Origin of the sequence: Streptomyces sp. NPDC005202, from assembly GCF_040608235.1 — a bacterium.
Taxonomy (GTDB): Bacteria; Actinomycetota; Actinomycetes; order Streptomycetales; family Streptomycetaceae; genus Streptomyces.
The window spans coordinates 430686-447075 of record NZ_JBEXHW010000001.1 but is presented as its reverse complement, the minus strand read 5'-3'; the positions used below and the strand labels follow the sequence as shown (position 1 = coordinate 447075).

The following is a 16390-nucleotide window of genomic DNA, read 5'->3' as shown; positions in this document are numbered from 1 at the left end:
CCCCCACCTTCCCCGGAACCGTCGGCCCACCGCGAGACGTTTTCCCCGTACGCCCGGTACGGTCGGGCTCGCCAACCGCCCGTCCACCCCTGCGTACAGGAGTCCTCCCCGATGACCACCGCCACCACCCGCCGCAGCGACCGGCGCATCAGCCCCGTCTTCGTCGGGATACTCACCGTCACCGCGGTCACGGGCTGGGCCACCTGGACCGGGTTCGCCCAGCAGCCGGGCGTGGCGGTGTTCCTGTTCGTGACGGCGGCCTGGATCGTCTCCCTGTGCCTGCACGAGTATGCGCACGCGCGCACCGCCCTGCACAGCGGCGACATCTCGGTCGGCGCGAAGGGCTACCTCACGCTGAACCCACTGAAGTACACGCACGCCCTGCTGAGCATCGTGCTCCCGGTGGTCTTCGTGATCCTGGGCGGGATCGGCCTGCCCGGCGGGGCGGTGTTCATCGAGCGCGGCCGCATCCGGGGCCGCTGGCGGCACAGCCTGATCTCGGCGGCGGGCCCGCTGACGAACGTGCTGTTCGCTGCGGTGTGCACGGCCCCGTTCTGGCTGCACGCGCTGGACGGGGTGCCCCGCGACTTCCGGTTCGCCCTGGCCTTCCTGGCCCTGCTCCAGGTCACGGCGGCGATCCTGAACTTCCTGCCGGTTCCGGGGCTGGACGGCTACGGCGTGATCGAGCCCTGGCTGTCGTACAACGTCAAGCGCCAGGTGGAGCCCTTCGCCCCCTTCGGCCTGCTGTTCGTCTTCGCGCTGCTGTGGGTCCCGTCGGTCAACAGCACCTTCTTCGACGTGATCGACGCGATCCTGCGCAGCCTGGGGGTGAACGACTTCGACCAGTACTGCGGTCACGAGCTCTACCGCTTCTGGCAGGGCACCAACGAGTTCTGCTCGGTCAGCCCGTGACCGACTTGCCCTGCCGCCCCCGCCCGCGGCGCGCGTAGTACCAGGTCATGTTGGACGACAGGCCCGCCAGCAGGATCCATACGATCCCCAGCCAGCTGCCCTGGACGAAGGAAACGACAGCCGCGGCCACGGAGAGCACGCAGACGACGAGGGCGTAGAGAGCAAGGCGGGGCATGTCGGTCGGCTCCTGTCGGGGGACACTGCTTCGACCACCAGTGTCCCCCATGAGGTCATACGTCCGTGATCCGGAGCCCCGCATGCGCCTTGTAGCGGCGGTTCACGGAGATCAGGTTCGCCACCAGCGACTCCACCTGGTGGGCGTTGCGCAGCCGGCCGGCGTAGATGCCGCGCATGCCGGGGATGCGGCCCGCCAGGGCCTGGACGATCTCCACGTCGGCGCGCTGCTCACCGAGGACCATGACGTCGGTGTCGATCTGCTCGATCTCCGGGTCCTGGAGCAGCACGGCGGACAGGTGGTGGAAGGCGGCGGTCACCCGCGAGTCCGGCAGCAGCGCGGCGGCCTGCTCGGCGGCGCTGCCCTCCTCTGGCTTGAGGGCGTAGACGCCCTTCTTGTCGAAGCCGAGCGGGTTGACGCAGTCCACGACGAGCTTGCCCGCCAGTTCCTCGCGCAGCGATTCGAGGGTCTTGCCGTGGCCCTCCCAGGGCACGGCGACGATCACCACGTCGCTGCGGCGCGCGGTCTCGGCGTTGTCGGCGCCCTCGACACCGTGCCCGATCTCCTCGGCCGCCGCCTGTGCGCGCTCGGCGGCCCGGGAGCCGATGATCACCTTCTGGCCGGCGCGGGCGAGCCGGTAGGCGAGGCCCTTGCCCTGCGGACCGGTCCCGCCGAGCACGCCGACGACGAGCCCGGAGACGTCGGGGAGGTCCCAGGGGTCCTTGGCGGGGGCCTTCTGTGCACTGTCGGTAGAGGTCATGGGCCGACTCTACGTCCGCGGCTCCTCCCCCAGCGGCTCAGGTGAGGTCCGTCACGGGCACCCGCCGGAAGGTGATCGTCTCGTAGGCGCCGAAGTCGCCTGTCTCGTAGAGGAGTCCCACGGTGTCGGCGTCGATCCGGACCAGGTCGGAGTACGCGGCGGGCAGGCCGTCGACCGGGTACGCCGGGCGCCAGGTGGTGCCGCCGTCGGTGGACGTGCGGAGGGTCATCAGGGCGCGGAAGGCGGGGTCGGCGGGTCCGGAGTACAGGAGCAGGTCCGGGTCGCGGAGCTGCAGGACGCTCGCCTGGCAGACGGGGGCGGTCAGGGCCGCCTGCGGGCGGAAGGGCTTCACCAGGGTGCGGCCGCCGTCGTGGGAGTGGGCGTCGGCACGGTTGCCGGGGGACAGGGAGGGCGGGCGGGGATCCGAGTGGTCGTTGCGGGTGTTGAAGTAGACGCGGCCGTCGGGGAGTTCGGCGGCGGTGGTCTCGTTGACGTTGATGTAGCCGTCGGTGTTCTCGTCGACGTAGCCGAGGTACCAGGTCTCGCCCCGGTCGTCGCTGAGCAGGCAGTGGCCGCCGTTGTACTTGGCCTCCGTGCCGGTGTCGGTGCCGATGGGCGGCAGAGTGTGGTTGCCGGGGACGACGACCCGGCCGGTGCTCAACTGGAGGGCGTGGCCGGGCGTGGTGGCGTACCAGCGCCAGCCCGGCCGCTTCACCTGCTCGGTGATCTCTCTCGGGCCCGACCAGGTGACGCCGTCGTCGTCGCTGTGCTGCACCCAGACGCGGCGCCCGTCCGCCTCCTCGACCTTGCCACGCAGGATGGCGTCCTCGGTGGCGGTCGCGGCGGAGCGGACGTGGACGAGCAGGATGCGGCCGGTGTCGAGGACGACGGGGGCGGGGTTGCCGGCGAGGTCGGCGCCGTTCGTCGCGACGGCCTGCAGCGGGCCCCAGGTGCGGCCGCCGTCCGTGGAGCGCTTCAGGACGATGTCGATGTTGCCGTGGTCCCGCGCGGAATCCACCCGGCCCTCGCAGAAGGCGAGCAGGGTGCCTTCGCGGGTGGCGACGACTGCGGGGATGCGGAAGCCGGCGTATCCCTCGTGGCCTGCGCGGAAGGGGACGGTGGCTGCTGTCATGAGCTGCTCCTTGTGTTGCTCCTTGTGCGGCCGGTGACTTCGCCCCTTCCCCATGACGGGCGAATTCGGGGTGAACCCTGCGTCACGAGTGGCCGGTTGCGGCAGGATGCGCTCGTATGGATGCCGTACGGGTCGCATTGCTGCGCGAAGTGCTCGCCGGGACCGAGTGGTTGGGGGCCACGCGGCGGTTCGCGGGGGTGTTGCGGGGGTCCGTGGTGTCGCACGGGGGCGGGCTGCTGCTCGTGGGCACGCCTCAGCACGAGCCGTGGCACCTGGCGGCGCATCTGGTGGACGAGGCCGCCTGGTCGGGCACGCCCCAGCTGGCCCCGACACTCGTACGGCACGGCGCGCAACCCTCGGACCCGGCGCAGCTGGCCGTCGGGCTCGGGCGGATCGAGGCGGCACGGCGGGGCGAGACGCTGCTCGTGGTCTCGCCGGACGGCCCCGGCGCCCCCCTCTGCGAGCGGATCCACGACGCCCGGCGGGCCGGGGCGACGGTGCTGGCCCTCGGCTCCGGCGACCGCGACCTCGCGGCGCTGGCGCACGAGTCGCTGGCCGTGCCGGACGGCTCCGAGCTGGACCTCGACACCGTGCAGCACCTGGTCAGCGCGGCGGCCGGGGAGAACGCGGTGCCGTCTCCCCGGGGGCGCCGGCGTCTGCGGGACCTCCTGTCACGGCTGACGGATCAGCTGACGGCTCCCCCGCCCCCGCGTTGGTAGCGGCACGAAAAGCTGTCCTGTCCGGTCGGGCCGCAGCTCGGCCGGGTCAGCTCGGGCGGCGTCGCCGCGTGGGTGGGAGTGCGCGCGTCCGTGTGGTCGGGCGGCCTGCTGTGCGCGGGCGCGGTGGGGCCGCCGGCCCTGTGTCCGCCGAAGCTGATGACGTACGACGCGTGGTTGAACGAGCACGCCGTGCGGCTGCGCGCACAGCGCGTGGCCGCGGCGCAGGCACCGGCGTGATCACTCGTCCTCGGTGCCGCCGCCCGCCGGCGCGTCGTGCCACCGGGGGTCGTTCTCCCACTGGAGGTTGCGCTCGCGGGCGATGTCCATCGCGTGCTGGGCCTCCTCCCGGGAGGCGTACGGGCCGAACCGGTCCTTGCCCGGACAGTCCGGTCCCTCCTCGACCTTCTTGTGCTCCAGGCAGTAGTACCACTCGCCCGGCTTCCCGGCGGTCCGCTTCTTGAACAGGGCCATGACCAGCTCCTCTCGCCACCGACATGTTCCCCCATCTCCCCTGGATAGACTCGCCGGCATGTCTGGCCAGTCGCTGCTCGTACCGGGGGAGCTGTCCCCCACCCGTTCCGTGCCCGGAAACATCCGCCGCCCCGAGTACGTCGGCAAGCCCGCGCCGAAGCCGTACACCGGGCCGGAGGTGCAGACCCCGGAGACCATCGAGGCGATGCGGATCGCCGGGCGGATCGCCGCGCAGGCGATGGCCGAGGCGGCCAAGCACATCGCGCCGGGCGTCACCACGGACGAGCTGGACCGGGTGGCACACGAGTTCATGTGCGACCACGGCGCCTACCCCTCGACGCTCGGCTACCGTGGCTTCCCCAAGTCCCTGTGCACCTCGATCAACGAGGTGATCTGCCACGGCATCCCCGACTCGACGGTGCTGCGGGACGGCGACATCATCAACCTGGACGTGACGGCGTACATCGGCGGGGTGCACGGCGACAACAACGCCACCTACCTCGTCGGCGACGTCGACGAGGAGAGCCGCCTGCTCGTCGAGCGCACCCGCGAGGCCCTCAACCGGGCGATCAAGGCGGTCCGGCCGGGCCGGCAGATCAACGTCATCGGCCGGGTCATCGAGTCGTACGCCAAGCGCTTCGGCTACGGCGTGGTCCGCGACTTCACCGGTCACGGCATCAACTCGTCGTTCCACTCCGGCCTGATCATCCCGCACTACGACAGCCCGCACGCCACGACGGTCATGCAGCCCGGGATGACCTTCACGATCGAGCCGATGCTGACGCTCGGGACGCACGAGTACGACATCTGGGACGACGGCTGGACGGTCGTCACGAAGGACCGGAAGCGGACGGCCCAGTTCGAGCACACGCTGGTGGTGACGGAGACGGGGGCGGAGATCCTGACGCTGCCGTAACGGCACCCGTCCACACGAAAGAGCCCGCTCCGTGGACGGAGCGGGCTCTTTCGTGTGGACCTGATCAGGCTTCGCGTGGGTTTGTCCCGGCATCCGGGGTAAGATTTTACCGACAGGGTGTCGGGAAAATCGTGGAGGTCCCATGCACACGCCAGACACGTCCCGCACGGCATTCTCGACGCTCATCCGCACCGCGTCGCACGAGCAGCACACAGAAGCGAACACCTCGACGTTCATCACCGAGCTGCTCGGCGGCAGGCTCGACGTCAACGCGTACACGCGGTACACCGAGCAGCTGTGGTTCGTGTACGAGGCCCTGGAAGCCGGGGCCGAACGTCTGGCCGGCGACCCGGTGGCCGGTCCCTTCGTTCGGCCCGAGCTGTTCCGGCTGACCGAGCTGGGGCGGGACCTCGCGCACCTGCGCGGCCCTGAGTGGCGGGCGCGCCTCGCCGCGCTGCCCGCGACACGGAGGTACGCGGCGCGTGTGCGGGATTGCGCCGAGCAGTGGCCGGGCGGATACGTCGCCCACCACTACACCCGCTACCTGGGCGACCTCGCCGGCGGCCAGATCATCCGCGATCGGGCGGAGAAGACGTGGGGCTTCGCAAGGAAGGGCGACGGGGTCCGCTTCTACGTCTTCGAGGGGATCGCCAACCCGGCGGCGTTCAAGCGGACGTACCGGACGCTCCTGAACGAGATCCGGGTGGACGACCTGGAGAAGCAGCGGGTCATCGCCGAGTGCAGGCGGGCGTACCAGCTGAACACGGCTGTTTTCCGGGCGCTGAGCGAGGAGTTCCCCCTGTCGGCGTGACCGTCCCCGGGGATCCGCCCACCATCGCCGTCACAGGAAACGTAACCGCTCCATCGCCGCGCGCAGTTCGCCGATCCAGCGTCGGTACGCGGGAACCTTCCACAGCATGTCCAGTGCGACCGTCTGTCCCAGTCGGTCGAAGTCCCGCTCGGCGTCGCGCCGCCCTCCCAGCGCCGCTTTCAGCATGGCCTTCGGGTCGGCGACCTTCTCCACCTCGTACGGCACTTCCCACGCGGCATCGCTCATGGGTGACGCTTCCCTCACTCGAAGTCGGGGAGGTCGTGGACGTTGCGAACCGCGGTATCGGCCTGCAACGGTTCCGGAGGGTCCGCGTACGTCACCCGCGCCTCGACTCTGACGTGGCAGTACCCCGCGTTGCCGTGCACCAGGACATGGGCCGCGATCCGCATGGTCCCGGCCGGATCCCCGTCCGGCCCCCGCCGGAACAGCTCCTTCGGGCCCCGCGGCGAGCGTGGTCGACCAGCGTCTGCCCCGTCGGCTCCCGGATCAGCTGTCCGAGCAGATCCACGGCCTCCAGCAGATTGGACTTGCCGGAGGCGTTGGCCCCGACCAGAACGGTGAACGGCGGCAGGTCGAGGGCGAAGCCGTCGAACGACTTGTAGCCGTCGATCTCGATCCGCGTGATCATGCCGCCTCTCTCCCCGCTTCCTCATGTGCACTGCGCCACATTATCCAGCGCACTCCCCGACCCGTACGGCCAGCGGTTCCGCGGCGTGCACGCGCAGCGCCGGGCCCTCGTCCAACGCCAGCACCACCGCAGGGCCGCCCGTCGCATACTGATCGCTGCGGACACCGAGGACGGTCCGCCACTCGCCCCACACCCGCACGTGCTGCCCGGGCCGCACCATGACCGCCGCCACCTCCCGCACTGCGGGCCCGGCCACGATGTCCGGGGCCTTCAGTTCCGCGAACACCGTCTTCCCATCCCTCCGTCGCGTTCCTCCATGCCCCAGCGGTGGGCCCAGCGCCGCCACGAGCAGCAGCCCGCGCCCGCGCGTCTCGTCCGCGCCGGGCTCCCGCACCTCGGGCCTGCCGCCTCCCGCGTCGCTCACTTCCAACCGCAGCAGCCCGTCCGCCACGGACCGTGCGATCCGTACGCCCACCTGCCGCCCTCTCGGCACCGGCACGCGCAGCGCGTTGGTCATAGCTCCGAAAGCACCAGTTCGGCGTTTTCGGCGACGTCTGGCATAAGAGCAGCTACAGCGGCGGGCAGGGCGACTGCCTCGAAATCGCTTGCGTCGTCTCCGCTCTCGCCCCCGTCCGCGACAGCAAGAACCCCACCGGCCCGGTAATCTCTTTCAGCCGGGAAGCCTGGCGTGCCTTCATCGCGCACGTCAGCTGAGCCGGGCCGCACACGGCACGTGCCATCGGAGAGGTCTCAGCGCTCCAGGAGCACCCGTCCGCCGACCTCCACCCACCCCTCCGGCTGCGGTGCCGTCAGGATCTGGGAGCCCGTTCCCTGGGTGATGTTGAGGGCGCGGCCCAGTTGGTCGGTGAGCAGCAGGGCCGCCGCGCCGGTCGCCTCGTCCTCCTCGATGCCGTCGTCGCGGCCGGGGAAGGCCCGGGCGCGCACGCGGCCCGCCGCCTCGTCCTCCCACGCCCAGGCGTAGATCCACTCCCCTGGCGGCGGCACCGCCAGGCCGTCGACCTCGGCGGCCGTCGCGTACTGCCGCAGCGTGCGCGGCGGGGCCCACTCCGCGCGCGCCTCGATCCAGCTGAACTCGCCGTCGAGGCGGGCGCCCACCACTCCGGCGGGCGTGACCAGTTCCGGCACGTCGAGGAGCCAGGCCGTGCCGACGCAGGGGTGGCCGGCGAAGGGCAGGCGCAGGGTGGGGGTGTAGATGTCGATGACGCCGCGCTCGGGGTCGTCGACGAACACGGTCTCGCTGAAGCCGAGCTTCGCCGCGAACGCCTGCCGGTCGCTTTGCCCGGGGATCGCCGAGCCGTCGCGGACGACGCCGAGCTCGTTGCCGTAGCCGCCGTTCGGCCCGCAGAAGACGCGCAGCACGTCGTAGTCAGTCACTTGGGCATTGAAACATCACGCGGGCGGCGAACGCGCTGAGGGGCACCCACGCTTTTGACCTTCCCTTGACCATCTCTTGGGGTCTGCTTTTGGCCACCTTAATCAAGCCGTGTCTGTGATCTTTCCGTGGGAGCTGAATCACGGATCTGACGGGTATAGGTGAGGTAAGGCTCAGGTAAGTTAGGTCAGCCTCACCACACCGCACGGGGTCTCCCCGCGCGGTGTCGTCCGTCGTCCTCTTGGAGCCTGCATGCGAGCCGTCCGACTCTCCGTCGTCACCGCCGCCGCCACCGCGGCCGCTCTGACCGCCGTGACAGCCTGCACCGCAAAGAGCGACGCCAAGGACGGCGCCGCGATTCAGGTGACCGCAGCCGACACGAAGTGCGACACCTCCACCACGTCCGTCCCGGCCGGCCAAATCTCGCTGAAGATCGAGAACAAGGGCTCCAAGGCGACCGAGGTCGAGATCCTCTTCCCGGACGACCGGATCGTCTCCGAGAAGGAGAACATCGGCCCGGGGACCAGGTACACCCTGACCGCCGAGGTGAAGGCGGGTTCGTACGAGATCGCCTGCCGCCCGGGCATGAAGGGCCACGGTGTGCGGCAGAAGCTCACGGTCACCGGCGGCTCGGTCGCCAAGCGGGACCCGAAGCTGGACAAGGCGGTCGCCGACTACCGCGCCTACGCCCAGCAGCAGGCCGACGAGACCCTGCCCCGCGTCGAGACCTTCGTGAAGGCGGTCAAGGACGGCGACCTGGAGGCCGCCAAGAAGGCGTACGCGATCTCCCGCCTCGGCTGGGAGCGCACCGAGCCGGTCGCCGAGTCCTTCGGCGACATCGACCCGAAGGTCGACGTCCGCGAGGACGGCCTGGAGAGCGGCCAGAAGTGGACCGGCTGGCACCGCCTGGAGAAGGCGCTGTGGCAGGACAAGAAGATCGGCGCCGAGGAGAAGACCCTCGCCGACCAGCTGGTCACCGACCTGAAGGACTGGCAGAAGCGCGTCGGCAGGGCCGAGATCACCCCGACCTCCATGGCCAACGGCGCCAAGGAACTTCTCGACGAGGTCGCCACCGGCAAGGTCACCGGCGAGGAGGACCGCTACGCCCACACCGACCTCGTCGACTTCAAGGGCAACGTCGAGGGCGCGCAGAAGGCGTACGAGCTGCTCAAGCCGGTCGCGCAGAAGAACGACCCGGCGCTGACCAAGGAGCTGGACAAGCAGTTCACGGCGCTCGACGCGCTCCTCGACAAGTACCGCACGGACCAGACGTCCTACGACTTCGTCTCCTACGACAAGGTCGGCAAGGACCAGCGCAAGGAGCTCTCGGACGCGGTGAACGCACTCGCCGAGCCGCTGTCCAAGCTCGCCGCCGCCGTCGTGAAGTAGTCGTGAGGCAAGGGACCCCAATGACGGACACCCAGGAAGCCACGGCCGGGGCCACCCCGGCGAAGGCGCCCTCCCGGCGCGCCCTGATCGGCTGGGGCGGTGCCGGGCTCGCGCTCGGCGCCGCCGCGGCCGGCGGTGCGGTCGCGATGACCCGCGCCGGCCACGACGTGGACCCGGCCGGCGCCGAGGCGGGCGCCGCGGTCGAGTTCCACGGCACGCACCAGGCGGGCATCGCCACGCCGGTGCAGGACCGGCTGCACTTCGCCGCGTTCGACGTGAAGACCGACGACCGCGCCGAGTTCGTGCAGATGCTGAAGGACTGGACGGCGGCCGCCCGGCGGATGACGGCCGGGAAGCCGGTCGGCGAGGGCGCGTACGGCGGTCTCGCCGAGGCGCCCCCGGACGACACCGGCGAGGCGCTGGGGCTCAAGCCGTCGCGGCTGACGCTCACCATCGGCTTCGGTCCGTCGCTGTTCGAGAAGTTCGGACTGAAGGACAGGCGGCCCGCGGCGCTCGTCGACCTGCCCCGGTTCCCCGGCGACAACCTCGACAACTCCCGCACCGGCGGCGACCTGTGCATCCAGGCCTGCGCGGACGACCCGCAGGTCGCCGTGCACGCCATCCGCAACCTGGCCCGCATCGGCTTCGGCAAGGTCGCCGTCCGCTGGTCCCAGCTCGGCTTCGGCAAGACCTCGTCGACGACACCGGACGCCCAAACGCCCCGCAACCTCTTCGGGTTCAAGGACGGCACCCGCAACATCGCCGGACACGAGAGCGATCGCCTGAAGAAGTTCGTGTGGGTCGGCGAGGAGGACGGGCCGGAGTGGATGACCGGTGGGTCGTACCTCGTCGCCCGGCGCATCCGCATGAACATCGAGACCTGGGACCGGACCTCGCTGCAGGAGCAGGAGGACGTCTTCGGCCGCGACAAGGGCGAGGGCGCACCCGTCGGCAAGGCCAAGGAGCACGACGAGCCGTTCCTGAAGGCGATGAAGCCCGACGCGCACGTCCGGCTCGCACACCCCGACTCCAACAACGGGATCACGATCCTGCGCCGCGGCTACTCCTTCACCGACGGCACCGACGGCCTCGGCCGCCTGGACGCGGGCCTGTTCTTCCTGGCCTACCAGCGCGACCCGCGCAAGGGGTTCATCCCGCTGCAGCGCAGGCTGGCGGCGCACGACGCGCTCAACGAGTACATCCAGCACGTGGGTTCGGCGGTCTTCGCGATCCCGCCCGGCGTTCGCGACACGCACGACTGGTGGGGCCGCACCCTGCTGTCCGAGGAGGCGTAGCCCGTGTTCTCCAACTACCTGATCGGCCTGCGCGAAGGGCTGGAAGCCAGCCTCGTCGTCTGCATCCTGATCGCCTATCTGGTCAAGACCGGCCGGCGCGACGCCCTGAAGCCGATCTGGACCGGCATCGGCATCGCGGTCGCCATCGCCATGGGGTTCGGCTCCGTCCTCGAATTCGGCTCCCAGGAGCTGACGTTCCAGGCGCAGGAGGCACTCGGCGGCACCCTGTCGGTCCTCGCGGTCGGCCTGGTGACGTGGATGGTGTTCTGGATGCGGCGCACCGCCCGCCACCTGAAGTCCGAGCTGCACGGCAAGCTGGACGCCGCCCTGCAGATGGGCACGGGCGCGCTGGTCGCCACCGCCTTCCTGGCCGTCGGCCGCGAGGGCCTGGAGACCGCCCTGTTCGTGTGGGCGTCGGTGCACGCGGCGTCCGACGGCACCCCGCGCCCGCTGATCGGCGTGGCCCTGGGTCTGGCGACGGCGGTCTTCCTGGGCTGGCTGTTCTACCGAGGCGCGTTGAAGATCAACCTCGCGAAGTTCTTCACCTGGACCGGCGGCATGCTGGTCGTCGTCGCGGCGGGCGTGCTGGCGTACGGCTTCCATGACCTCCAGGAGGCCGACTGGCTTCCGGGCCTGACGAACGTGGCCTTCGACATCAGCGCCACCATCCCGCCGGACAGCTGGTACGGCACCCTGCTCAAGGGCGTCTTCAACTTCCAGCCCGACCCCACCGTCCTCCAGCTCACGGTGTGGCTGCTGTACCTGATCCCGACACTCGCGATCTTCTTCGCCCCGGTGGGCTTCGCCGCCGGGAGGAAACGGCAGCAGCCGACACCACCGCCGGTTCACAACAAGGCGGCCCAGTAGGGGAACCCGGCACTCGCCCGTCTTCCCGCCCCGGTAGGGTTCGCCTCCGGGAAGGGGAAGGTGAAGGTAGCTGATGAGCAGGGTTCGCGGCCCTCGGAGGCTGCGCAGGCTTGAGCGGAAGGCGCTGATAGCGGCCTCGGTGACCGCTTTGTCGTTGACGGCGAGCGGGTGCGTGGTGGTGCACGGGGAGCGCGAGGTGCTCCCGGCCACCACCCGCGCGGAGGCCGCGAAGGCACTCCAGCAGTTCACAGCCGCGTACAACAAGGCCGACAAGGCGTACGACAGTTCCCTGGACGCGGACTACGTCACCGGCGCGCTCGGTGCCATCGACGCCGCGCGGCTGAAGGCCGGCCACACCAACCATCCGGGCGGCAATCCCGCGCACACACCGCTGAAGCTTTCGGACGCGAAGTTCACGATCCCCAAGAAGGCGGGCTGGCCGCGCTGGTTCCTCGCCGACGCGCGCGGCAACAAGGGCGGTGACGCGCGCTGGCTGCTGGTGTTCACCCGCAACAGCCTCGCCGAGCGGTGGCAGGTGGCCTACCTGACGCTCGTGGCCCCCGGCGACGTCCCCGAGTTCCGGAAGGACAAGGACGGCTGGGCCGAGGCCGTGCCCGCGAACTCCACCGACGCCGCCGTCCCGCCCCGGGACCTGAGCCAGGAGTACGCGACCTACCTGAAGAACGGCGGAAGCACCTTCGCGGCGGGTGCCCACACCACCGGCTGGCGCAAGCTGCGCGCCAAGGACGCCAGCAAGCCGGGCCTGGCCACGCAGTACATCGACGAGCCGCTGACGAACGGCGACTACGCCCCGCTGGCGCTGCGCACCGCGGACGGGGGTGCGCTGGTGTTCTTCACCACGCACCACTACGAGAAGCAGACGGCCGCCCAGGGCACCTCCGTGCCCACCCCGAACAAGGACGTGCAGGCCCTGACCACCGGCGAGATCAAGCAGTCCCTGACGATGGAGTTCGTCTCCAACGAGGTGGCCCTCGACCCCCGGAAGGGCTCGGGCGGGCAGCGCGTGTCGATGCTGGGCCGGATCCAGGGACTGACGGCGGCGCGGGGCGAGTAGCGCCCGCGCCGGTTCACCGGCTTCAGCGGCTTCAGCAGTTTCAGTGGCGCAGGGGCCAGGCAGCGCCCACGTGGCCGGGCTCCTCGCCGGCGTAGCGGGCGCACGCGTCGGTGAGGGCCTCCAGCAGGCTCAGCGGGTCGGGCAGCGCGTACTCCGGGCCGCGCACCCAGCGCACCGTCCGGTCGTCGTCGCCGGGCAGCCGGGCCGGCGGTACGAGGACGTACGAGCCACGGCAGTGCCAGCGCAGTCCCGGGTGCTCGTCCATCGTCTCCGGGTGGCAGTCCAGCTCGCACGGCCACCACTCGTCCTCGTCCTCGGGGGTGCCGCGGGTGAGGGTGAAGAAGAGCATGCGGCCGTCGTCGCTCTCGGCGACCGGGCCGACCTCGACGCCGGAGGCGAGCAGCCGCTCCAGGGCCTCGCGTCCGGCCTCCAGGGGCACGTCGAGGACGTCGTGCACCATGCCGGTCGCGGTGATGAAATTGGCCTGGGGCTGGTGCCGGGCCCAGCGCTCTATCTGCGCGCGGTCGGTCGTGGACTGCGTCTGCCACGCGAACGACACCGGGTGCCGGGCGGGCGTGGGGCAGCCGATGCGGTCACAGGAACAGCGGTAGCCGGCAGCCGGGTGTGCGGCGGGCGCGAGGGGCAGTCCCGCGGCGGCAGCGGCGAGCAGCAGGGCCTCACGACCGCCGTCTCCGGCGGCCTCCTTCGGGCGGCGTCCGCGCAGCCACTGGGAGAGTTTGCCCTGCCGGCCGGTGCGGCCGCCGAACTCCGCGCTCATCTATCCCCTCGCCTCGCTGGTGTGGACAGCATGCCCTATGGTCCCACCATCCTGCGCTCCGGGGGGCCGGGGCCCACATCCGGGGTAGGTGGGACGAGACGTACCGCGCACCTGGATCGAGGGCGATCACCCTCTTTGTCGGTATTTCGCTGGGATTTCGCCGGGATTTCGCCGGGACTCATCGGCCCGTCGGGCCCGGCTCCTCACCGCGGGGCAAGGCCGTGCAGGGCGTAGTCCACGAGGGTGTCGGTGTACTCGTACGAGATCGGCGCCGTGCGCTGCAGCCAGCGCTGGGCGAGCGGGGAGACAAAGAGCTCCAGGGCGATGCGCGGATCGACGTCGGGCCGCACGGCACCGGCGTCCTGCCCGGCACGCAGCCGACGGACGTACAGCTCCAGCTGCGGCTCGAGCAGCTTGGTCACGAACTCCCGGCCGAGCTGCTCGTTGACCACGCCCTCGGCGGTCAGGGCGCGCGCCGGGGCCTCGAACCGGGGGTCGAACAGTTCGTCGACGGTGGCGCGCAGCACGGCCTTGAGGTCGGAGGCCAGGTCGCCGGTGTCGGGGATCTCGTACGGTTCCTGCCCCGCCTGCTCCCCGAGGTCGAGGAACGCGTCCAGCAGCACGTCCGCCTTCGACGACCACCACCGGTAGATCGTCTGCTTCCCGACCCCGGCCCGCGCGGCGATCCCCTCAATCGTGGTCTTCGGATACCCGACCTCCCCGACGAGCGCGAGGGCGGCGTCGTAGATCGCGCGACGGGACTTCTCACTCCGGCGGGTGGCGTCGGGGGCGGGCTTCTTGACCATGGGTCGACCGTAGCAGGGGGGTGAGACGGGGCGTCTCGTGGCAGGCGGGGCGGCAACGCACGGTAGTCAACCCGTTCGCCACACGCGCGGCGGCCCGGCGCGTCGCACCATGGGCTCCAAGCACCCCTGCGGTACACGAGGAGCCCACCTTGGCCCTTTCCCGCAGCGCCACACCCCGGCGCTATCTGATGTGCCCACCCGTACACTTCGACGTCACGTACTCGATCAACCCCTGGATGGACCCCGGCAAGCCGGTCGACGCCTCGCTGGCCATCGCCCAGTGGGAACAGTCGACGCCTCGCTGGCCATCGCCCAGTGGGAACAGCTGCGCGACCTGTACCGCGCGCTCGGCCACACCGTCGAGGAGCTCGCGCCCGAGCCGGGCCTGCCGGACATGGTGTTCACGGCGAACGGCGCCACGGTGGTCGACGGCAGGGTGTTCGGCGCCCGCTTCGCGCACCCTGAGCGGGAGTGCCCGAGGCCGAGGCACACCTGAGTTGGTTCGCGGCGCACGGCTTCGCACACCTGCACCTGCCCGTCCACATCAACGAGGGCGAGGGCGACTTCGCCGTGACCGCCTCCTGCCTCCTGGCGGCCCACGGCTTCCGGACCAACCCGCTCTCGCACGGCGAGGCGCAGGAGTTCTTCGGCCGGCCGGTGATCGGGCTGGAGCTGGTCGATCCCCGCTTCTACCACCTGGACCTGGCGCTCACGGTCCTCGACGACGCGGCGGACGAGGTGGCGTACTACCCGGCCGCCTTCTTCCCCGGCAGCCTTGAGGTGCTGCGCCGGCTGTTCCCCGACGCGCTGGTCGCCGGCGACGACGACGCGGCCGCGCTCGGCCTGAACGCCGTCTCCGACGGCCTGCACGTGGTACTGCCGCAGGCGGCGACCGGGCTCTTCGGCCCGCTGCGTGAGCGGGGCTTCGAGCCGATCGGCGCGGACCTGAGCGAGCTGCACAAGGGCGGCGGCAGCGTGAAGTGCTGCTCGCAGGAGCTACGCGTGTGAGCCGTGGGGCGGCCAGGCGTCGCCCCAGTCCGCGTCGCGGGCCGCCTTGTACAGGTCGCCGTGGCGTTTGGTGACCGTCCGCCGGCGCAGCTGCTCGTCGGCCTCGCACAGGTCGAGGAGCACCTGCCCCTTACGGATCTGCGGGCGCCGGACCACGCGGGCGGGGGCGGGCGTCACGGGGAAGCGGGCGGCGGCGACGTAGCTGAACTTCTCGTCCTCGTACGCCAGGGAGCCGCCCTTGACCTGCCGGTGCAGGGAGGAACGGCTCACCCGGGCCGAGAAGTGGCACCAGTCCGTGCCGGGCACGATGGGGCAGGCGGCGCTGTGCGGGCAGGGAGCGGCGACGTGGAAGCCGGCGCCAATCAGACGGTCGCGGGCCTCGATGACGCGGGCGTAGCCGTCGGGGGTGCCGGGCTCGACGACCACGACGGCCCGGGCGGCGGCCGCGGCGGCGTCGACGACGGAGGCACGGTCGGCCTCGGTCAGCTCGCCCAGGACGTAGGAGACGGTGACGAGGTCGGTGTCGTCGAGGGTGAGCGCCGCGCCGATCCGGGTGCGCTGCCAGCGGGCGTCCCGCAGCGCCGGGTTGGCGGCGGCGATCTCCCGGCCGAGGGCGAGCGCGGGCTCGGCCCAGTCGAGCACCGTCACCGGCCGGATCCCGTCCCAGGTGGCGCTGACGGCCCAGGTCGCGGCGCCCGTCCCGCCGCCGACGTCCACATGACTGGCGGGCACCCACGCGGGCGCGGCCTGCACGAACGCCTCCAGCGCCGACCGCACCGCCTCGAAGGTCGTCGGCATCCGGTACGCGGCATAGGCGGCCACGTCCGCGCGGTCCCGCAGGATGGGCGCGTCGGTCGGGGTGCTCCCCCGGTAGTTGGCGATCAGCCGCTTCACGGCGCCGGCGGCCTGCCGGGGCGGCAGCCCGTCCAGCAGACCGGCGAGGGCGGTACGGAGGGTCTCGGCCGGGGACAGGGGGGCGTTCACCGTGCGATTCTCTCAGGTCCGCCAGGTCCCGCGGACCACCGGGCAGCGGGGCCCGCCAGGTCCCGCGGACCACCGGACGGCGGGGCCCGCCAGGTCCCGCGGACCACCGGACGGCGGGGCCCGCCAGGTCCCGCGGACCACCGGGCAGCGGAGCCCGCCAGGTCCCGCGGACCACCGGACGGCGGGGCCCGCCAGGTCCCGCGGACCACCGGGCAGCGGAGCCCGCCAGGTCCCGCGGACCACCGGACCG

The 16390-nt window shown here is 71.4% G+C and carries 20 protein-coding genes and 2 pseudogenes; 11 read left to right on the top strand and 11 right to left on the bottom strand.

The annotated features are described in order from the left end of the window. Positions 1-111 precede the first annotated feature (111 nt). The gene (locus tag ABZV31_RS02125) at positions 112-912 is read left to right on the top strand and encodes a site-2 protease family protein (RefSeq protein ID WP_355886832.1); all 801 of its coding nucleotides are present in this window, start codon (positions 112-114) and stop codon (positions 910-912) included. Here the strand turns inward: ABZV31_RS02125 and ABZV31_RS02120 are convergent. The 3 genes from ABZV31_RS02120 to ABZV31_RS02110 are packed head-to-tail and all read right to left on the bottom strand — an operon-like array spanning position 902 to position 2979. Further along, on the bottom strand, positions 902-1138 hold the full coding sequence (locus tag ABZV31_RS02120) for a hypothetical protein (RefSeq protein WP_355886829.1): 237 nt from the start codon (positions 1136-1138) through the stop codon (positions 902-904). The two genes, ABZV31_RS02125 and ABZV31_RS02120, sit on opposite strands and share 11 nt — an antisense overlap. Before the next feature lie 4 nt (positions 1139-1142). After that, a complete protein-coding gene (gene npdG / locus ABZV31_RS02115) occupies positions 1143-1847 on the bottom strand; it encodes an NADPH-dependent F420 reductase (RefSeq protein ID WP_355886826.1) in 705 nt (234 codons plus the stop codon). 37 nt (positions 1848-1884) lie between these two features. Continuing rightward, complete coding sequence (locus tag ABZV31_RS02110; protein ID WP_355886825.1) at positions 1885-2979, bottom strand: sialidase family protein; 1095 nt, start codon at positions 2977-2979, stop codon at positions 1885-1887. 116 nt (positions 2980-3095) lie between these two features. On the opposite strand from ABZV31_RS02110, the gene ABZV31_RS02105 reads away from it, so the two are divergent. Together ABZV31_RS02105 and ABZV31_RS02100 are read left to right on the top strand one after the other, a co-directional pair. Then, the gene (locus tag ABZV31_RS02105; protein ID WP_355886823.1) at positions 3096-3698 is read left to right on the top strand and encodes a hypothetical protein; all 603 of its coding nucleotides are present in this window, start codon (positions 3096-3098) and stop codon (positions 3696-3698) included. A 6-nt stretch (positions 3699-3704) separates the two neighbouring features. After that, a pseudogene (locus tag ABZV31_RS02100) lies at positions 3705-3935 on the top strand (MFS transporter); the annotation flags it as partial. On the opposite strand, the gene ABZV31_RS02095 reads toward ABZV31_RS02100, so the two are convergent. After that, a complete protein-coding gene (locus ABZV31_RS02095) occupies positions 3936-4169 on the bottom strand; it encodes a hypothetical protein (protein WP_355886821.1) in 234 nt (77 codons plus the stop codon). A gap of 58 nt (positions 4170-4227) precedes the next feature. Here ABZV31_RS02095 and map point away from each other — a divergent pair, with 58 nt between their 5' ends. Continuing rightward, complete coding sequence (gene map, locus ABZV31_RS02090; RefSeq protein ID WP_355886819.1) at positions 4228-5085, top strand: type I methionyl aminopeptidase; 858 nt, start codon at positions 4228-4230, stop codon at positions 5083-5085. A 142-nt stretch (positions 5086-5227) separates the two neighbouring features. After that, positions 5228-5896: a biliverdin-producing heme oxygenase gene (locus tag ABZV31_RS02085; protein WP_355886817.1), complete on the top strand. Its 669-nt coding sequence runs from the start codon at positions 5228-5230 to the stop codon at positions 5894-5896. A 30-nt stretch (positions 5897-5926) separates the two neighbouring features. Here ABZV31_RS02085 and ABZV31_RS02080 read toward each other — a convergent pair whose 3' ends face one another. The 3 genes from ABZV31_RS02080 to ABZV31_RS02070 form a co-directional block, all read right to left on the bottom strand. Continuing rightward, positions 5927-6142, bottom strand: coding sequence for a hypothetical protein (locus ABZV31_RS02080; protein WP_355886815.1), 216 nt, complete (start codon positions 6140-6142; stop codon positions 5927-5929). 91 nt (positions 6143-6233) lie between these two features. Next, entirely contained in the window at positions 6234-6545 is a 312-nt protein-coding gene (locus ABZV31_RS02075; protein WP_355886812.1) for an AAA family ATPase, read from the bottom strand. 40 nt (positions 6546-6585) lie between these two features. Continuing rightward, a complete protein-coding gene (locus tag ABZV31_RS02070) occupies positions 6586-7062 on the bottom strand; it encodes an ATP-binding protein (RefSeq protein ID WP_355886810.1) in 477 nt (158 codons plus the stop codon). Positions 7063-7145: 83 nt separating this feature from the next. Here ABZV31_RS02070 and ABZV31_RS02065 point away from each other — a divergent pair, with 83 nt between their 5' ends. Next, a complete protein-coding gene (locus ABZV31_RS02065; protein WP_355887566.1) occupies positions 7146-7259 on the top strand; it encodes a DUF397 domain-containing protein in 114 nt (37 codons plus the stop codon). Positions 7260-7295: 36 nt separating this feature from the next. Here the strand turns inward: ABZV31_RS02065 and ABZV31_RS02060 are convergent, their stop codons facing one another. Next, positions 7296-7940 carry a PhzF family phenazine biosynthesis protein gene (locus ABZV31_RS02060; RefSeq protein ID WP_355886807.1) on the bottom strand — a complete coding sequence of 215 codons (645 nt, stop codon included), beginning with the start codon at positions 7938-7940 and terminating at the stop codon, positions 7296-7298. A 250-nt stretch (positions 7941-8190) separates the two neighbouring features. Here ABZV31_RS02060 and efeO point away from each other — a divergent pair, with 250 nt between their 5' ends. From efeO to ABZV31_RS02040, 4 genes are all read left to right on the top strand, one after another. Further along, positions 8191-9327 (top strand): iron uptake system protein EfeO, encoded by a 1137-nt coding sequence (gene efeO / locus ABZV31_RS02055; protein ID WP_355886804.1) that lies wholly within the window; start codon positions 8191-8193, stop codon positions 9325-9327. A gap of 20 nt (positions 9328-9347) precedes the next feature. Continuing rightward, positions 9348-10622, top strand: a complete 1275-nt coding sequence (gene efeB / locus ABZV31_RS02050) for an iron uptake transporter deferrochelatase/peroxidase subunit (protein ID WP_355886801.1) — start codon at positions 9348-9350, stop codon at positions 10620-10622. 3 nt (positions 10623-10625) lie between these two features. After that, the gene (gene efeU / locus ABZV31_RS02045) at positions 10626-11489 is read left to right on the top strand and encodes an iron uptake transporter permease EfeU (RefSeq protein ID WP_355886798.1); all 864 of its coding nucleotides are present in this window, start codon (positions 10626-10628) and stop codon (positions 11487-11489) included. Positions 11490-11562: 73 nt separating this feature from the next. Further along, the gene (locus tag ABZV31_RS02040) at positions 11563-12564 is read left to right on the top strand and encodes a hypothetical protein (RefSeq protein ID WP_355886795.1); all 1002 of its coding nucleotides are present in this window, start codon (positions 11563-11565) and stop codon (positions 12562-12564) included. A 40-nt stretch (positions 12565-12604) separates the two neighbouring features. On the opposite strand, the gene ABZV31_RS02035 is transcribed toward ABZV31_RS02040, so the two are convergent. Together ABZV31_RS02035 and ABZV31_RS02030 are read right to left on the bottom strand one after the other, a co-directional pair. Further along, positions 12605-13342: a bifunctional DNA primase/polymerase gene (locus tag ABZV31_RS02035; RefSeq protein WP_355886792.1), complete on the bottom strand. Its 738-nt coding sequence runs from the start codon at positions 13340-13342 to the stop codon at positions 12605-12607. A gap of 203 nt (positions 13343-13545) precedes the next feature. Continuing rightward, positions 13546-14148 carry a TetR/AcrR family transcriptional regulator gene (locus ABZV31_RS02030; protein WP_355886789.1) on the bottom strand — a complete coding sequence of 201 codons (603 nt, stop codon included), beginning with the start codon at positions 14146-14148 and terminating at the stop codon, positions 13546-13548. 188 nt (positions 14149-14336) lie between these two features. On the opposite strand from ABZV31_RS02030, the pseudogene ddaH reads away from it, so the two are divergent. Further along, a pseudogene (ddaH, locus tag ABZV31_RS02025) lies at positions 14337-15156 on the top strand (dimethylargininase). Here ddaH and ABZV31_RS02020 read toward each other — a convergent pair. Further along, a complete protein-coding gene (locus ABZV31_RS02020; RefSeq protein ID WP_355886786.1) occupies positions 15145-16140 on the bottom strand; it encodes a small ribosomal subunit Rsm22 family protein in 996 nt (331 codons plus the stop codon). The pseudogene ddaH and the gene ABZV31_RS02020 sit on opposite strands and share 12 nt — an antisense overlap. Positions 16141-16390 lie beyond the last annotated feature (250 nt).

Excerpts from the sequence above, each read along its gene's own strand:
- ABZV31_RS02125 (WP_355886832.1), top strand. The coding sequence starts at position 112 with ATGACCACCGCCACCACCCGCCGCAGCGACCGGCGCATCAGCCCCGTC.
- ABZV31_RS02120 (WP_355886829.1), bottom strand. The coding sequence starts at position 1,138 with ATGGGGGACACTGGTGGTCGAAGCAGTGTCCCCCGACAGGAGCCGACC.
- npdG (WP_355886826.1), bottom strand. The coding sequence starts at position 1,847 with ATGACCTCTACCGACAGTGCACAGAAGGCCCCCGCCAAGGACCCCTGG.
- ABZV31_RS02110 (WP_355886825.1), bottom strand. The coding sequence starts at position 2,979 with ATGACAGCAGCCACCGTCCCCTTCCGCGCAGGCCACGAGGGATACGCC.
- ABZV31_RS02105 (WP_355886823.1), top strand. The coding sequence starts at position 3,096 with ATGGATGCCGTACGGGTCGCATTGCTGCGCGAAGTGCTCGCCGGGACC.
- ABZV31_RS02095 (WP_355886821.1), bottom strand. The coding sequence starts at position 4,169 with ATGGCCCTGTTCAAGAAGCGGACCGCCGGGAAGCCGGGCGAGTGGTAC.
- map (WP_355886819.1), top strand. The coding sequence starts at position 4,228 with ATGTCTGGCCAGTCGCTGCTCGTACCGGGGGAGCTGTCCCCCACCCGT.
- ABZV31_RS02085 (WP_355886817.1), top strand. The coding sequence starts at position 5,228 with ATGCACACGCCAGACACGTCCCGCACGGCATTCTCGACGCTCATCCGC.
- ABZV31_RS02080 (WP_355886815.1), bottom strand. The coding sequence starts at position 6,142 with ATGAGCGATGCCGCGTGGGAAGTGCCGTACGAGGTGGAGAAGGTCGCC.
- ABZV31_RS02075 (WP_355886812.1), bottom strand. The coding sequence starts at position 6,545 with ATGATCACGCGGATCGAGATCGACGGCTACAAGTCGTTCGACGGCTTC.
- ABZV31_RS02070 (WP_355886810.1), bottom strand. The coding sequence starts at position 7,062 with ATGACCAACGCGCTGCGCGTGCCGGTGCCGAGAGGGCGGCAGGTGGGC.
- efeO (WP_355886804.1), top strand. The coding sequence starts at position 8,191 with ATGCGAGCCGTCCGACTCTCCGTCGTCACCGCCGCCGCCACCGCGGCC.
- efeB (WP_355886801.1), top strand. The coding sequence starts at position 9,348 with ATGACGGACACCCAGGAAGCCACGGCCGGGGCCACCCCGGCGAAGGCG.
- ABZV31_RS02040 (WP_355886795.1), top strand. The coding sequence starts at position 11,563 with ATGAGCAGGGTTCGCGGCCCTCGGAGGCTGCGCAGGCTTGAGCGGAAG.
- ABZV31_RS02035 (WP_355886792.1), bottom strand. The coding sequence starts at position 13,342 with ATGAGCGCGGAGTTCGGCGGCCGCACCGGCCGGCAGGGCAAACTCTCC.
- ABZV31_RS02030 (WP_355886789.1), bottom strand. The coding sequence starts at position 14,148 with ATGGTCAAGAAGCCCGCCCCCGACGCCACCCGCCGGAGTGAGAAGTCC.